At 43.7% G+C, this 15,297-nt stretch carries 17 protein-coding genes; all 17 read right to left on the bottom strand.

Annotated elements, in window-relative coordinates; genetic code table 11:
- Nucleotides 1–152: 152 nt before the first annotated feature.
- The 17 genes from I2483_RS05695 to rpiB all read right to left on the bottom strand — a co-directional run bounded on the left by I2483_RS05695 (nucleotide 153) and on the right by rpiB (nucleotide 15,274).
- Nucleotides 153–389 carry a DUF1146 family protein gene (locus I2483_RS05695; RefSeq protein WP_207174329.1) on the bottom strand — a complete coding sequence of 79 codons (237 nt, stop codon included), beginning with the start codon at nucleotides 387–389 and terminating at the stop codon, nucleotides 153–155.
- A 105-nt stretch (nucleotides 390–494) separates the two neighbouring features.
- Nucleotides 495–902 (bottom strand): F0F1 ATP synthase subunit epsilon, encoded by a 408-nt coding sequence (locus tag I2483_RS05690; protein WP_207174327.1) that lies wholly within the window; start codon nucleotides 900–902, stop codon nucleotides 495–497.
- Nucleotides 903–982: 80 nt separating this feature from the next.
- Complete coding sequence (gene atpD, locus I2483_RS05685; protein ID WP_207174325.1) at nucleotides 983–2,398, bottom strand: F0F1 ATP synthase subunit beta; 1,416 nt, start codon at nucleotides 2,396–2,398, stop codon at nucleotides 983–985.
- A 44-nt stretch (nucleotides 2,399–2,442) separates the two neighbouring features.
- Nucleotides 2,443–3,300, bottom strand: a complete 858-nt coding sequence (gene atpG, locus I2483_RS05680; protein WP_207174323.1) for an ATP synthase F1 subunit gamma — start codon at nucleotides 3,298–3,300, stop codon at nucleotides 2,443–2,445.
- Between the two features lie 98 nt (nucleotides 3,301–3,398).
- The gene (gene atpA, locus I2483_RS05675) at nucleotides 3,399–4,907 is read right to left on the bottom strand and encodes a F0F1 ATP synthase subunit alpha (RefSeq protein WP_186667900.1); all 1,509 of its coding nucleotides are present in this window, start codon (nucleotides 4,905–4,907) and stop codon (nucleotides 3,399–3,401) included.
- A gap of 25 nt (nucleotides 4,908–4,932) precedes the next feature.
- Complete coding sequence (locus I2483_RS05670; protein ID WP_207174321.1) at nucleotides 4,933–5,472, bottom strand: F0F1 ATP synthase subunit delta; 540 nt, start codon at nucleotides 5,470–5,472, stop codon at nucleotides 4,933–4,935.
- Nucleotides 5,469–6,029 carry a F0F1 ATP synthase subunit B gene (gene atpF, locus I2483_RS05665; protein WP_207174320.1) on the bottom strand — a complete coding sequence of 187 codons (561 nt, stop codon included), beginning with the start codon at nucleotides 6,027–6,029 and terminating at the stop codon, nucleotides 5,469–5,471. Before atpF ends, I2483_RS05670 begins: the two co-directional genes overlap by 4 nt.
- 149 nt (nucleotides 6,030–6,178) lie before the next feature.
- Nucleotides 6,179–6,391: a F0F1 ATP synthase subunit C gene (gene atpE / locus I2483_RS05660; RefSeq protein WP_186667906.1), complete on the bottom strand. Its 213-nt coding sequence runs from the start codon at nucleotides 6,389–6,391 to the stop codon at nucleotides 6,179–6,181.
- 67 nt (nucleotides 6,392–6,458) lie between these two features.
- Nucleotides 6,459–7,169: a F0F1 ATP synthase subunit A gene (gene atpB / locus I2483_RS05655; RefSeq protein WP_186667908.1), complete on the bottom strand. Its 711-nt coding sequence runs from the start codon at nucleotides 7,167–7,169 to the stop codon at nucleotides 6,459–6,461.
- A gap of 121 nt (nucleotides 7,170–7,290) precedes the next feature.
- The gene (locus I2483_RS05650) at nucleotides 7,291–7,662 is read right to left on the bottom strand and encodes an ATP synthase subunit I (protein WP_186667910.1); all 372 of its coding nucleotides are present in this window, start codon (nucleotides 7,660–7,662) and stop codon (nucleotides 7,291–7,293) included.
- 421 nt (nucleotides 7,663–8,083) lie between these two features.
- A complete protein-coding gene (locus I2483_RS05645; RefSeq protein ID WP_207174318.1) occupies nucleotides 8,084–8,320 on the bottom strand; it encodes a hypothetical protein in 237 nt (78 codons plus the stop codon).
- A 200-nt stretch (nucleotides 8,321–8,520) separates the two neighbouring features.
- Nucleotides 8,521–9,642: a non-hydrolyzing UDP-N-acetylglucosamine 2-epimerase gene (gene wecB, locus I2483_RS05640; protein WP_275955984.1), complete on the bottom strand. Its 1,122-nt coding sequence runs from the start codon at nucleotides 9,640–9,642 to the stop codon at nucleotides 8,521–8,523.
- 19 nt (nucleotides 9,643–9,661) lie between these two features.
- Nucleotides 9,662–10,291: a uracil phosphoribosyltransferase gene (gene upp, locus I2483_RS05635; protein WP_207174316.1), complete on the bottom strand. Its 630-nt coding sequence runs from the start codon at nucleotides 10,289–10,291 to the stop codon at nucleotides 9,662–9,664.
- A gap of 92 nt (nucleotides 10,292–10,383) precedes the next feature.
- Complete coding sequence (locus I2483_RS05630; RefSeq protein WP_207174314.1) at nucleotides 10,384–12,561, bottom strand: sensor domain-containing phosphodiesterase; 2,178 nt, start codon at nucleotides 12,559–12,561, stop codon at nucleotides 10,384–10,386.
- Nucleotides 12,562–12,649: 88 nt separating this feature from the next.
- Nucleotides 12,650–13,900, bottom strand: coding sequence for a serine hydroxymethyltransferase (locus I2483_RS05625; protein WP_275955981.1), 1,251 nt, complete (start codon nucleotides 13,898–13,900; stop codon nucleotides 12,650–12,652).
- A gap of 4 nt (nucleotides 13,901–13,904) precedes the next feature.
- A complete protein-coding gene (locus I2483_RS05620; RefSeq protein ID WP_207174312.1) occupies nucleotides 13,905–14,468 on the bottom strand; it encodes a TIGR01440 family protein in 564 nt (187 codons plus the stop codon).
- A gap of 368 nt (nucleotides 14,469–14,836) precedes the next feature.
- Nucleotides 14,837–15,274, bottom strand: coding sequence for a ribose 5-phosphate isomerase B (gene rpiB / locus I2483_RS05615; protein ID WP_207174311.1), 438 nt, complete (start codon nucleotides 15,272–15,274; stop codon nucleotides 14,837–14,839).
- Nucleotides 15,275–15,297: the final 23 nt, after the last annotated feature.

The following is a 15,297-nucleotide window of genomic DNA, read 5'->3' as shown; positions in this document are numbered from 1 at the left end:
GATGATTTTCATGTCATCGCCCCGAATACGAAACTCTTCGTTCAGCTTTAGTGGTATTCCTAACGGAAATATACTAAGGCTTTTTTCATATTCGCGGCGACAACAAGTATCTTATTTACTCATCGTACATTTATTGAACCGAAGTTAACAGTTTAGCTGAACATAAACGGAAGTCTTCCCGACCAATAGGATAGCTCTAAAAAGAAATTTGATACTGCCCAACCCATTAAAATACTAAGTAAAATGAACAATAATTGTGCTTGAAAGACACGGTTCTTTTTAATTATTTTTTCTGGCATGATCGCCTGTAGTGCATAAAATGAAATCGCTATAAAAAAAGTATGCGATACAATGGCCAACAGTGGTTGAAATGCTATGATGTCGCCCATTCGACGCCCTCCTTTGTTCATTGAGTTCTAAAAAAACGATTTGGTTCAATTACATTGAAAAGGCGAACAGAAGAATTTTTCCCCCTGTCCGCCAACATCAACAACTCATTTTTTTCTTGTTTCGTAGACATTGATACGATTGAGGGCACGTTTTAAATCCAGTTCCGCCAATTCGTGTTCTCTGCCTTCTTTTTTTGCCCGAAGTGTTTCTTCTGCTTGTTCCGCCGCCTTTTTAGCACGGATGATATCAATAGAAGAAGCCAGTTCTGCACTTTGTGCTAAAACAGTGACAACATCCGGACGGACTTCGATGAAACCGCCATGAACGGCAATTTGTTCCGTCGAATCATCCTTCTGAAGGCGAAGACCACCGATTTGAAGCGGTGCAACCATCGCGATGTGGCCGGGAAGGATCCCGATTTCACCTGTTTCGGTAACTGCGATGATCATGTTCGCTTCAGTTTCAACAACAGGGCCGTCGGGAGTGACGATATTGACTTTAATTGTCTTCATTTGTTCCCCTCCTGGTCCCTTATCAGTAAATACGTTTAGGCTAATTTAATGATAAGGGATTTAAGTCCTGATGAATTAAATTAAACTTCTACACCCATACTTTTCGCTTTTGCAATAACGTCCTCGATGCGACCGACAAGTCGGAATGCATCCTCAGGAAGGTGGTCATACATACCTTTAAGGATGTCGCTGAAGCCTTTGATTGTTTCAGCTACTTGTACGTAAGAACCTTTTTGTCCTGTAAACTGTTCAGCAACGTGGAAGTTTTGTGATAGGAAGTTCTGGATACGACGTGCGCGTCCAACCAACTGCTTATCATCTTCACCAAGCTCATCCATACCTAGGATTGCGATGATATCTTGAAGCTCACGGTAACGCTGAAGTGTCTGCTGCACTTGACGTGCAACTGCGTAATGCTCTTCACCAACGATTTCCGGGCTTAGTGCGCGGGAAGTCGATGCAAGTGGATCCACAGCCGGGTAGATACCCATTTCAGAAAGTTTACGCTCAAGGTTCGTCGTTGCGTCAAGGTGAGCAAACGTCGTAGCAGGAGCCGGGTCAGTATAGTCATCCGCTGGTACATAGATTGCTTGGATAGACGTAACTGAACCAAGGTTTGTAGATGTGATACGTTCCTGAAGCATACCCATTTCCGTTGCCAGTGTTGGTTGGTAACCAACTGCTGATGGCATACGGCCAAGTAGTGCAGAAACTTCAGATCCAGCTTGTGTAAAGCGGAAGATATTATCGATGAATAGAAGAACGTCCGCGCCTTGTTCGTCACGGAAGTATTCTGCCATTGTAAGACCAGTTAAAGCAACACGCATACGTGCGCCAGGCGGCTCGTTCATTTGACCGAATACCATTGCCGTTTTCGTGATAACGCCAGAATCAGTCATTTCGTAGAACAAGTCATTACCTTCACGTGTACGTTCTCCAACGCCTGCGAATACGGAAATACCACCGTGTTCTTGAGCGATGTTGTTGATCAATTCTTGAATAAGAACTGTTTTCCCTACACCGGCACCACCGAAGAGACCGATTTTACCACCTTTAATATAAGGGGCTAGTAAGTCAACAACTTTAATACCTGTTTCAAGAATTTCAACTTCAGTTGAAAGGTTTTCAAATACTGGAGCTAAACGGTGAATTGGGTCGCGGCGTTCTGATGCCGGAACTTCCTCACCAAGGTCGATAATTTCTCCAAGTACGTTAAATACGCGTCCTAATGTAATGTCACCAACTGGGACAGTAATCGCAGAACCCATATCATCAACTACAGAACCACGTTGTAGACCGTCTGTTGAAGACATCGCAATAGTACGTACAGAATCATCCCCGAGGTGTAGCGCGACTTCAAGTGTCAACGTTTCAGGCTCAGCGTTTGGACGTTCAATTTGGACCTTCAGTGCGTTATAGATAGCTGGAAGCTGACCGTCTTCGAACTTGACGTCAACAACCGGACCCATTACTTGAAGAACATGTCCTTTATTCATACTTTTTCCCTCCTGTCTTACTCTTTGCCGTGCAGTGTCCACTCTTATTCAAGAGCAGCGACGCCGCCAACGATCTCCGTAATTTGTTGCGTGATCGCAGCTTGTCGTGCACGGTTGAATGAAAGTGTTAAAGAATCTATCAAATCAGCTGCATTATCAGTAGCAGTTTTCATTGCTGTCATACTGGAAGCATGTTCACTCGCTTTTCCGTCAATTACAGCTCCATAAATAAGGCTTTCCGCGTATTGCGGAAGAAGCACTTCAAGAATTGCTTCGCCTGAAGGCTCAAACTCATATGAAGTAGTAGCGGCAGTCGATGTGATGTCAGTGAGCGGAAGCAATTTCTTTTCCGTCACTTCACTTGCGATGGCAGAAACGAAGTGGTTGTAGTACAAGTACACTTCGTCATACTCGCCTTCTGTGAACATGCCAACAGCACGCTTCGCGATATCTTTTATTTCGTCGAAAGAAGGATGGTCAGATAGACCGATCTTACTTTCAGCTATGTTGAAACCTAGTCTTTCGAAATAGTCGTGGCCTTTTTGTCCGATTGAAATGATGCTCACTTCTTCTTTCGAAGCGTGACGCGTTTCAATCGCACGTTTTGCGATACGTAGGATGTTAGCATTGTAACCCCCAACGAGTCCACGGTCTGATGTAATCACGATATAACCTGTCTTTTTGACCGGTCTACTAATCATCATCGGATGACTCAAGTCACTTGTTCCAGCTGCGATTGAACCTACAACTTCTTGGATTTTCTCCATGTACGGGATGAACGCTTTCGCATTCAGCTCGGCACGGCTTAATTTAGAAGCGGAGACCATTTGCATTGCTTTCGTAATCTGACTTGTCTTTTTCGTCGATTTAATACGGTTTTCTATGTCGCGTAAAGATGCCATTGGCAATTCTCACCACCTTTTGTTTTTTTAATCATTTTGACGCTTTCCGTCAAAGATGATTCCATTGACGTTCTTCGTCAAAATGATTCCAACTAGAATTATTCAGAACGTGCGAAGATCTTCTTGAATGCGTTGAGTGCTGTTGCCATCAATTCATCTGCTGGAAGGTCTTTCGTTGTACGAATATGATCTAAAACGTCAGTGTGGTTAGTTTCAAGCCAGCTTAAAAGTTCTGCTTCGAAACGAAGAATATCTTTGACAGCAATATCGTCAAGGAATCCACGTGTCAATGCGTAAAGAACCATAACCTGTTGCTCAACTTTAAACGGTTTGTTCAAGTCTTGCTTCAAGATTTCAACTGTACGCGCTCCGCGGTCAAGTTTCGCTTGAGTTGCAGAATCAAGGTTTGAGCCAAATTGTGAGAACGCTTCTAGCTCACGGTATGCCGCAAGGTCTAGACGTAGTGTACCCGCAACTTTTTTCATTGCTTTGATTTGCGCTGATCCACCAACACGGGAAACGGAAAGACCGGCGTTAATCGCTGGACGTACACCCGAGAAGAATAGGTCAGATTGAAGGAATATTTGTCCATCAGTAATGGAAATTACGTTCGTTGGAATATAAGCAGAGATATCTCCAGCTTGTGTTTCAACGAATGGCAATGCCGTGATAGAACCTGCACCAAGTGTGTCATTCAACTTCGCTGCGCGTTCAAGTAAACGAGAGTGAAGATAGAAAACATCACCAGGATAAGCTTCACGGCCCGGAGGACGACGAAGTAGCAAAGAAAGTTCACGGTATGCCGCTGCTTGTTTAGATAGATCATCATAAACGATTAGAACGTGCTTACCATCGAACATGAATTCTTCAGCCATTGTTATTCCTGTGTAAGGAGCAAGGTATAGTAATGGTGATGGTTGTGAAGCAGAAGCCGTAACAACGATTGTGTAATCAAGTGCGCCGTTTTTACGAAGTGTTTCAACAACACCACGAACTGTTGATTCTTTTTGTCCGATTGCTACATAAATACAAATCATATCTTGGTCAGCTTGGTTCAAAATTGTATCGATTGCAACTGTCGTTTTACCTGTTTGACGGTCACCGATGATCAATTCACGCTGTCCACGGCCGATTGGTACAAGTGCATCAATCGCTTTAATACCCGTTTGTAGTGGTTCATGAACGGATTTACGCGCCATAACCCCTTGTGCTGGGCTTTCGATTGGACGTGTTTTTGTCGTATTGATCGGACCTAATCCATCAACTGGTTGCCCAAGTGGATTAACAACGCGTCCGATTAATTCTTTTCCGACAGGAACTTCCATAATACGGCCTGTTCGACGTACTTCATCGCCTTCTTTGATGTCTGTGTAAGGCCCTAGGATAACGATACCAACGTTGTTCGCTTCCAAGTTTTGAGCCAGACCCATGACGCCAGTTGAGAACTCTAAAAGTTCCCCAGCCATGACGTTGTCGAGGCCATGAGCACGTGCGATACCGTCACCAATTGCGATAACTGTACCGACTTCGCTCACTTTCATCTCAGATTGATAATTTTCAATCTGCTGTTTTATGAGAACACTGATTTCCTCAGCTTTGATGCTCATGCATGTCACCCCTCAAATTTCAGATTTATGAACCGATAAGATCCCGTTTCAGTCGCTCAAGCTTCGCGCTTACGCTGCTGTCGTAGATAATGTTACCAATTTGAAGACGGATGCCTCCAAGTAAGCTCGGATCGATGATGTTTTCAATTCGCAATGCTGATTTACCAATCTTTTTCGCGAACGCAGTAGAGATAGCTTGGCTTTCATCCACTGTAAGCAGACGTGTAGAATACACTTTCGCGTCAGCGATGCCTGCTGCGTCATTCGCATAAGCGATAAACTCGTTAACAAGGTTTACAACCTCGTCCATGCGTTTTTTGTCGAGCATTAGGAATAATGTATTCAAAATGAGCTGGTTCGCACCTTTGAATAGATCTGCCATAAGCTCTTTCTTTTTTGTTGATTTTAGTCTCGGTGATTGAAGTAATTGACCGAGCTCTTTATTTGTTTGGAAAACTTTTTTCAATTCAATAAGATCTTCTTGAATTGCGCCAGTTTGTCCGTTTTTTTGTGCTAGTTCAAACAATGCTTGTGCATAGCGTTTTGCTACAACCGATTGGCTCATCGCCCTTCGCCTGCCTTCGCAATCGTTTCTTCGATCAATGCGCGATTATCTTCCTCGGAAATTTCTTTACCGAGAACTTTAGACGCTGCAAGGATAGAAAGAGATACGAATTCTCCGCGAACTGCCGCGATAGCTTTGTCTTTTTCAGATGCAATTTCAAGAGTTGCTTCTTCTTTCATACGACCTACTTCTGAACGAGCTGCTGTGATAATTTCGGCACGTTGAGTATCGCCTTGCTTACGGGCATTCTCAACAATCGCCTGAGCGTTAGTACGCGCTTCATTTAACAGGTTACGTTGTTCTTCAAGAATTTTTTGTGATTCTGTACGGCTCTTTTCAGCCGATTCGATTTCATTTGCGATCAACTCAGCACGTTGATCCATGATACCCATAAGTGGGCCCCAAGCAAACTTCTTCAGAAGAAGCATGAGAATCGTGAAAAACGAAAGTGTGACGATAATGTCACCTAGGTTTAGTTTGAGTACGCCGTTCAGACTTGCTAAGAATCCTTGATCGGCTGAATCTGCTGCCAATAGGACGAAGGTATCCAAAAACACGATTGTTTCACTCCCTTCAAGAGCTTATAGTTCACAAATATAGTTAGTTGTACTTTATTTCATAAGTTGTGTTACGCATATTTCTCCATAAAGGAATGGCGAAGGACTTTGTAGTGCGCTCTTCGCCATTTTGTTAATGTTGGTAATTATTATTTGTTCATAACGATGAAAGCTACTACTACTGCGATAATAGGAATCGCCTCAACTAGTGCAACACCGATGAACATTGTTGTTTGAAGAACGCCACGTGCTTCTGGTTGACGCGCGATTCCTTCAACTGTTTTTGAAACGATAAGACCGTTACCGATACCTGCACCAAGTGCTCCAAGACCGATTGCGATTGCCGCTGCTAAAAGACCCATAGTATAATTTCCTCCTAATATTTTCGAGTTTTTTTGTTTGTTCACCCGTTAAACGGGCAGTATATGTTTAATGGTCTGTTTTGACTTTATGCGCCATATAGACCATCGATAACATAACAAAGATGAATGCTTGGATAGCTCCGATAAAGAGCGAGAATCCTTGCCAAGCGAGTGCTGGAACTAGGGCGCCGACAAAGCCGTATACGCTTCCTGCTCCAAGTGTTGCAAGAAGACCTAATAGGACCTCACCTGCATAGATATTACCGTAAAGACGCAGACCAAGTGTCAGCGTATTTGCAAACTCCTCAATGACTTTCAATGGGGCCATAAATGGCATTGGCTTTAAATAGCTATTCCCATATTCTTTGAGGCCTAACAATTTGATACCATAGTAATGCGATAGCACAACGACCATTGCAGCAAGTGTCAACGTAACTGTTGGATCTGCTGTTGGTGATTTCCACCAAAGTTTATGATCGTATTGAATCGAGAATGGTAGTCCGATTACGTTGGCTACGAAAACAAACATTAATAGCGTTATTCCAAGTACATGGAATCGACCGCCTGTTTTCCAGTCCATGTTGTTCTTGATAATACCTTTTACGAAATCCATGATCCATTCCATAAAGTTCTGCATACCCGTAGGTTTCAGCTGCATTTTTCGTGTAGCAAAGAATGCAATAAGGAATACAATCAGGCACGTGATGAAAAGCATTAGGACGTTTGACAAGTTGAATGTCAATCCGAGCCATTCTATCGTCGGATTTTCATGGTTCACGTTTCGTTCACCTCCCTTTCACAATCGGTTTAAGCTTTTTCTACGAAAAAGAAAAGTTCGATGGTAACTCTCTTCTGATAAAAAGAAAAGTTCGATGTTAGCTCTTTTCTACGAAAAAGCTTTAATGGTTTTTTGTACGGAATATAATCCCATCAGCCAATAGCAGGATGTAAGGAATCATAAGCCCGATAACCGAACTAACCAGGTTAAAATGTTCCGGCAGCGAAATCGCGACTGCCGCCGCAGCCACACCGGATGCGAAACGCATCATCGTTCCGAGTGATGCTCTTTTCTTACCCTCCGTAAAAATCTTGTCGAATCTTTCCATTCTACGGACAAGAATCCAAAAATTATACAATCCGAACAGAGATCCGAGAATTAATCCTGCGAAAATCGGTTTCAAATCAGTTAATGCCCAGCCTAGAACGAACAATGCGAGCAAAAAAAAGAGAACTTTCCTTTGCTTTTTATGAATTTCTTGCAATGTTTGCATAGTAGGCGATTCTCCTGATTCGTATTTCCAAATTGTATGGAGTCTTGCAACTTCGATTGAGATAAGGCTTAGTAGCAAGCAAATCACAAGGAAAAGCGGGGTAGTCCCGTTTCGCTGTCCAGCCAGTTATTTGTCCAGTCTAAGCAGGCCGCTTACACTATTCTTGGCGAGACTCTGAAAAGGGTGGAACCGTAAGTTTTGCGAGTATTGTCGAATGGAAGGCAATTCGGCAGATGCTACGTTAAATCGAATGCATGATGCTATTTAAGCCTCTGCACATCCATCAAAAAACGAGAGGATGTTAACAAAGCCTTAACAATCACATTATGTTGCCGTTTCATATATGAAAACCCTATCATTCTTACCCTTTGTAAGCATACAATAGGCATATTTTGATGTCAATTGATTACAGTGAAATTTTTCACAAAGTCTTCACATTGTCAAACATTCGACAAAATTGGATGATTAGTTGACGTATATTAATTGTAATGAGTTGCCCATTAGAGGTTTCCCTCTTTTGGTATGGAGCGACGTGATAGTTTTCGGGGCGGGCCATGACTAACTTGGCAAGAGCCATTACTAACTTCTGGTTTGCCATGACTTCACGGCGGCCCATGACTAACTCGGCAAGAGCCATTACTAACTTCTGGTTTGCCATGACTTCACGGTGGACCCATTACTAACTCGACAAGAGCCATTACTAACTCGACAAGAGCCATTACTAACTTCCGGTTTGCCATGACTTCGCGGCGGTCCCATGACTAACTTGGCAAGAGCCATTACTAATTTCCGGTTTGCCATTACTTCCAATGGCCGTAAAAAAATACGACCGGATTGATCCGGTCGTCGTGCTGGTTGTTACTTTATAGAAGATAGGTACTTTTTCAACGCTTCAACAATTCGCTTGGAAGCTTGACCGTCTCCGTATGGATTGGAGGCTTTTGCCATTCTGCTGTATTCGGCTTCGTCGGTTAAAAGTTCATCCGTCAAAGTGAAGATTTTTTCTTCATCCGTGCCAGCCAGTTTTAGCGTCCCCGCTTCGATACCTTCCGGACGTTCTGTTGTATCACGCAAGACGATAACCGGTTTGCCGAGTGAAGGTGCTTCTTCTTGGATACCACCCGAGTCCGTCAAGATAATGTGTGAACGTGCTGCGAAATTGTGGAAATCAACAACTTCAAGCGGTTCGATTAGATGAATTCGATCGTTGTTGCCAAGAAGTTCATCAGCCACTTCACGCACTGCCGGATTCATGTGAACAGGATAGATAACTTGGATATCATCATGCTTCGCAAGTAACCGATTAATCGCACGGAACATATTGCGCATTGGTTCGCCAAGATTTTCACGACGATGTGCAGTCAGTAAGATTAGCCTGTCGGTTCCGATTTTATCGAGAACTGGATGTGAGTACTCTTCACGCACTGTCGTTTGAAGAGCATCAATCGCGGTATTTCCTGTGATATAGATGCGGTCTTCCGACTTCCCTTCGGCTATTAAATTGCGGGCCGATTGTTCTGTCGGTGAAAAATGAAGGTCAGCAATGACGCCTGTTAGCTGTCGATTCATTTCTTCTGGGTACGGCGAATATTTATCCCACGTACGAAGTCCTGCTTCAACATGTCCAACCGAAACTCGGTTATAAAACGCTGCGAGGCCACCGATGAAAGTTGTCGATGTATCTCCGTGGACAAGTACGATATCGGGTTGTGATTCTTTCATGATGCGGTCAAGTCCTTCGAGTCCGCGTGTTGCAACATCGACTAGTGTTTGCCGATCCTTCATGATATTAAGATCAAAATCTGGTGTGATACCGAATGTGTGAAGCACTTGGTCCAGCATTTCACGATGTTGCGCTGTAACCGTCACAATCGATTCGATGTCGTCCGAATGCTTTTGTAATTCCAACACAAGCGGAGCCATTTTAATAGCTTCCGGCCTTGTACCGAAAATCGTCATCACTTTCCATTTCTTTGTCAAAATCTTCACGCCTTTCAACTCATTTTGTTCCGAATAGACGGTCGCCAGCATCGCCAAGTCCTGGTACGATGTAGCCTTTTTCATCCAATTTTTCATCCATCGCAGCGATATAAATATCCACGTCAGGATGTGCTTCTGTCAATGCTTTCACGCCTTCTGGAGCAGCAATTAGGCACATGAACTTAATGTTTTTCGCACCGCGGCTCTTCAATGATTCGACCGCCGCAATCGCAGATCCGCCCGTTGCAAGCATCGGATCGACAAGAATGAAATCACGTACCTCTACATCAGAAGGTAGTTTTACGTAATATTCGATGGGTTGCAATGTTTCAGGATCACGGTAAAGACCAATATGTCCTACTTTTGCTGCTGGAATTAATTTTAGGATTCCATCTACCATTCCAATACCTGCGCGCAAGATTGGTACGATTCCAAGTTTCTTACCTGCAAGTACGTTCGATTGAGCTTTACAGACAGGCGTTTGGACTTCCACTTCCTGAAGTGGAAGTTCGCGCGTGATTTCGTAAGCCATAAGTGTCGCTACTTCATCGACAAGCTCACGGAATTCTTTCGTTCCTGTCTTGATATCACGTATGTACGTTAGTTTATGTTGGATAAGTGGATGGTCAAAAACATGTATTTTCGGCATTATTATTCGCCCCTTTATTAGAATGTCCTGTTCATTATAACAGATACTTTCCAGTTCAGGCACGCTAGACAACCGACTACTTATATGTCTAACTATTCAGCAAGCAATCGCTCGATTTCTTGTAATGGCATTGGCTTGTAATAATAGAAACCCTGTCCGACTTCACAGCCCATATTATGTAAAATCCCGATATGTCTTTCCTCTTCGATTCCTTCCGCAACTGTTCTCAAATTGAGGTTTTCAGCCAGTTGAATAATTGTTCTGACGACAGCAAGCGTGCCTGGTTCATCGAGCGCACTTATGAAGCTTCGATCAATCTTTAATTCGCAAAGAGGCAATTGAGGCAAATAGCTGAGCGATGAAAAGCCTACGCCAAAATCATCGACAGATATTTCGAACCCTGCTGCATTTAGTGCATGGAAAATTAACTTCGCCTTTTGTAAGTCAACGAGTCCGATACTCTCCGTCATTTCCAACATAATATGCTTGGGTGAAAGGTCATAGTTAGTAGTCAGCCTTATTAATTTCTCGACGAAAGTGCAGTCAAAGAAATGGTGGACAGAAATATTGACGGCCACCTGATACATCTTTTCACCTGACTGTTCCCGTTTCCGCTGCCATTCCATCACTTTTGATAAAACAATAATTTCCAGATCAATGATTTTCCCCATATTTTCAGCGGCGGGGATGAACAGATTTGGTGGAACTGGACCCAATACCGATGAGAACCATCGAGCAAGCGCTTCGAAGCCGATGATTTCTCCATTTTTCAAATTGACTTTTGGCTGAAGATGGACATCTATTTCCTGCGCAAGTAGCGCCTTTGATAATTCGTTGAATATCCTCATTTCTTTTACCGATTCCTCATTGTGCAAACCTCTGTAAAATGACATCGCATTGCCCGGTTTTTTTTTCGAGTCTGACATGGCTATGTCGGCGCGGCGTAACAGTTCCTCTTCACTAGTAAGGTCGCCTTCGGAAAATGAAATACCAATTTTCAATGTGATGAACATTTCTTGTCCTGCGACAATGAATGGCTCCGCAACACTTTTACCTATTTCGACGAGGAAGGTATCTCCATCACCTTCACTACTATCACCAGTCATGGCGAGTGTTGCACTTGAAAAACGCCCGATATAATTCGTTTTTTCATTCCCCACTTGCCCAATCCGTTTACCTAGTTGAATGAACAGTTCATCAGCCGCATCTCTTCCATATAAATCAACAATTTTAGCATATTCGGCCGGTTCAATGACTGCAATAAAATGTTCTCCGCCATCCGAGATATTACGTTTTAGCTGTTCCAAAAATGCATAACGGTTTGGCAAACCAGTTTCTGGATTTGAAAACGAAAGTCTTCGGTACTGTTCCTGTTGTTCGTAATAGGATTTTGCCAGTTGAATCAAGGGCGGCAGTTTCTCTAAAAACTGCATTTGGGTTTCAGTAGGTATGCCTGGCTTCCTCATGCAAACCGTGAATACGCCATCAAGGTTCCCCTTACTATCCCGTATCGGTACTGACCAACTTGCGTGGTAATCAAACATCGAGCTTACACTTAATCTCCTAACCCACTCGGGATTGTCCAATATATTTTCAATAATACCCAATTCTTCAGGAATTTCGTCTCCAACGGTTGATGCATTAATCAGCATTTCTCGCAGGAACGATTCAGGGACCGATCCCGCAGCGCCAACAGTCCAGCTACCATTCTTCTCCTTGAAAAGGATGGAGCAAATTGATCCCGCTTGAAAGTACGATTCGATAACATCACATATTTTTTGCAGTAGATCGCCAAGCTCTACTCCAGCATTAATACCAGTAAATATTTTTTCTTGCAGTTTAAGCAAGGATTCATCTTTTTTCCGTTCCGTCACATCAAGAACGAAAGAAGCAGTAAATAAAATATTCCCACTGCTGTCAACTATCGGTTGGATGACGAGTTCATTCCAAAAAGGGGTCCCGTCTTTTTTATAGTTGAGAATTTCTGCATTTGCAGGCATACCACTTCGTAGTTTTTGATCAATTTCACTTATAAGATCCATGTCCGTTTCTTCGCCATGCAAAAAACTCAGATTTCGCCCTACTACTTCTTCAGATGAAAAACCCGTTATAGCTGTGAATACTTCATTGACAAAAATGACGGGATCATCACCCGCACCTGGATCCGTTACGATGAAACCTGTCTGAAAACGGCTCCCAAACCGTTGGAGCCACCTGATCAAGGTTTTCTTTTCCTCAGAAACTTTAGTACTTATTTGAGGATTGTTCATAGTAGTTCTCCCCCTATAATTACAGCTAACAGATAAACCAAAAAAACAAGCCGCCATCCATAGTGATAGCGGCTTATTTCTTTAGATATTATGCATATAGCGGAAATTTGTCCGTCAATGCAACAACACGTTGCTGAGCTTCTTTTTTCACAGCTTCGTCTTCATGATTTTTCAGAACTACTGCCATGATTGATGCGATTTCTTTCATCTCTTCTTCCTTAAAGCCGCGTGTTGTAACAGCTGGTGTTCCAAGTCGAATTCCTGAAGTGACAAATGGACTTTCTGTGTCAAATGGAATCGTATTTTTGTTCGTAGTGATGCCGATTTCATCTAATGCGTGCTCTGCAATTTTACCCGTGATTTCAAGTGAACGCAGGTTAAGCAAAACCAAATGGTTATCTGTTCCGCCGGATACAATGTCAACACCTTCAGCTATTAGCGCTTCAGCCAATGCTTTAGCATTACTTTTCACTTGTTGAATATATGTTTTGAATTCCGGTTTTTGTGCTTCGCCAAATGCAACCGCTTTTGCAGCGATAACGTGCATCAATGGTCCACCCTGAACTCCTGGGAAGATTGATTTATCAAGTTTACGACCAAATTCCTCTGTAGAAAGAATAAGACCACCGCGAGGTCCGCGTAATGTTTTATGAGTTGTCGAAGTGACGAAATGTGCATGTGGAACTGGGTTTTGATGTTCGCCGACTGCTACAAGCCCCGCGATATGTGCCATGTCGACGAATAAGTATGCGCCTACTTCATCCGCAATTTCACGGAACTTAGCAAAATCAATTTCACGTGGATAGGCACTTGCACCCGCAACGATCATTTTAGGTTTATGCTCAAGCGCTTTTTGACGGACATCTTCGTAGTCAATAAGCTCATCTTCTTTGCTCACTCCGTAATCTACAAAGTTGTACAATTTGCCCGAGAAGTTAACTGGGCTTCCGTGTGTCAAGTGACCGCCGTGTGAAAGATTCATACCAAGAACTGTGTCTCCAGGCTCAAGTACAGCAAAATAGACAGCCATATTTGCTTGTGCACCAGAGTGCGGCTGAACGTTTGCATATTCCGCGCCGAAGATTTCTTTTACGCGGTCCCGTGCGATATTTTCAACAACGTCAACATGTTCGCAACCACCGTAGTAGCGTTTGCCAGGGTAGCCTTCTGCGTATTTGTTCGTTAGATAAGAACCTTGCGCTTCCATAACTGCTTCTGTTACGAAGTTTTCAGATGCAATCAATTCGATGTTTGACTGTTGACGCTTTTTCTCCGCCATAATCGCTTCGTATACTGCCTCATCTTCACGTTGTACGTTGCCCAATTTGTTCAATTCCATATTCTCATTCCCCTTCATTATCTATTTTATATGTTGCACGTTCTCCACCAATTAACTTCGGCCTTGTTGTTGCGACCGTGACAACTGCATTGCCGATTTTCCCGATTGATGTACGTAAAGGGACAGCAACCCGCTTCAAATGCATGCCGATTAATGTTTGTCCAATATCGATGCCTGCACTGGCGCGAATTTCCTCTACAACTACAGGGTCATTCATATGCTGATAAGCGTAGGCCGACATTGAACCACCCGCATGTATCATTGGGATGACTGAAACTGGCTCAAGCATGAACTTTTCGGCGGCATGTCGTTCAATTGTCAGCGCCCTGTTAATATGTTCACAACCTTGGAATGCAAGAATTAGTTTATGCTTTTCGGCAAAATCTGTTAAGGGTTCGTATAGCGCTTTTCCAATTTCAAGCGCGCCTCCAGTGCCGATTCGTTTGCCGGCAATTTCAGAGGTCGAGCAGCCGATGACGAATATTGTGCCCGGTATAAGGTCTGTCTGTTCAGCCATTTCTGCTAACAGTTGCTCGAGTTGAAGCTTCCATAAATTCAGAGCATCCACTTTATACCCACCTACCTTCCGCTTTTCATGGTGTCTAGCTACAGCAGCCAAATGCTCGGGTCATAAGTCGTTCCAGCTACGCGGCCAAGTACTCCGCTTGGGCCTGCAGGATGCAGGTCATGCAGTCGTTGCGACACGACGTCGCGAACCTAGACCGCCTTCCTTTTCACGTCTTATGCCTGTCGCATTTATGCAGGCCACTTCCGCTTGGGCCTACAGGATGTAGGTCATGCAGTGGGGAGGGATTGAACTTCATCCCTCCTTGTTGCCAAGGCCAGCACGAAGCTGGTCATGCAGTCGTTGCGACAGGACGTCGCGGTTTTAGACTGCCTTCCTCTTAAGTGGCGCACTTAAGCTGCGTTCCTTTTTTAGTCTTCAAGTTCCATCAATTTGCCAATACGGCGCTCGTGGCGACCACCTTCGAATTTCGTGTTTAGCCAAGCTGTTGCTACTTCCCTTGCGTGTCCTGGTCCGATAACGCGTTCGCCCATCGCAAGGATGTTTGAATCGTTATGCTGCCTAGTCGCTTTCGCGCTAAAGACATCATGGACAAGGGCACAACGGATGCCTTTTACTTTATTCGCCGCAATTGACATGCCAATCCCTGTTCCGCAAATAACAATACCTCGGTCAAATTTACCCGATGCCACTCCATTCGCGACCGGTGCTGCATAGTCCGGATAGTCAACGGACTCATTCGAATCTGGGCCAAAATCTACAAATTCCAACCCGAGTTCTGCCAATAATTTGATTATCTCATGACGAAGATTGTTTCCGCCATGGTCTGAAGAAATCGCGATTTTCACAGGATCCCTCTTTTCTTAATATA

It is taken from the genome of Sporosarcina sp. E16_3 (assembly GCF_017347125.1).
GTDB lineage: Bacteria > Bacillota > Bacilli > Bacillales_A > Planococcaceae > Sporosarcina.
Note: the sequence above shows the minus strand (reverse complement) of the source record. Positions and strands in the feature narration are given on the sequence as shown.

Coding starts and splice junctions, on each gene's coding strand:
- I2483_RS05670 (WP_207174321.1), bottom strand. CDS start 5,472: ATGAGCCAATCGGTTGTAGCAAAACGCTATGCACAAGCATTGTTTGAA.
- I2483_RS05625 (WP_275955981.1), bottom strand. CDS start 13,900: ATGGAATTGAACAAATTGGGCAACGTACAACGTGAAGATGAGGCAGTA.
- upp (WP_207174316.1), bottom strand. CDS start 10,291: ATGCCGAAAATACATGTTTTTGACCATCCACTTATCCAACATAAACTA.
- atpG (WP_207174323.1), bottom strand. CDS start 3,300: ATGGCATCTTTACGCGACATAGAAAACCGTATTAAATCGACGAAAAAG.
- atpD (WP_207174325.1), bottom strand. CDS start 2,398: ATGAATAAAGGACATGTTCTTCAAGTAATGGGTCCGGTTGTTGACGTC.
- I2483_RS05690 (WP_207174327.1), bottom strand. CDS start 902: ATGAAGACAATTAAAGTCAATATCGTCACTCCCGACGGCCCTGTTGTT.
- I2483_RS05650 (WP_186667910.1), bottom strand. CDS start 7,662: ATGCAAACATTGCAAGAAATTCATAAAAAGCAAAGGAAAGTTCTCTTT.
- I2483_RS05695 (WP_207174329.1), bottom strand. CDS start 389: ATGGGCGACATCATAGCATTTCAACCACTGTTGGCCATTGTATCGCAT.
- atpA (WP_186667900.1), bottom strand. CDS start 4,907: ATGAGCATCAAAGCTGAGGAAATCAGTGTTCTCATAAAACAGCAGATT.
- I2483_RS05630 (WP_207174314.1), bottom strand. CDS start 12,561: ATGAACAATCCTCAAATAAGTACTAAAGTTTCTGAGGAAAAGAAAACC.
- I2483_RS05645 (WP_207174318.1), bottom strand. CDS start 8,320: ATGGCAAACCAGAAGTTAGTAATGGCTCTTGCCGAGTTAGTCATGGGC.
- atpE (WP_186667906.1), bottom strand. CDS start 6,391: ATGGGTCTTTTAGCAGCGGCAATCGCAATCGGTCTTGGAGCACTTGGT.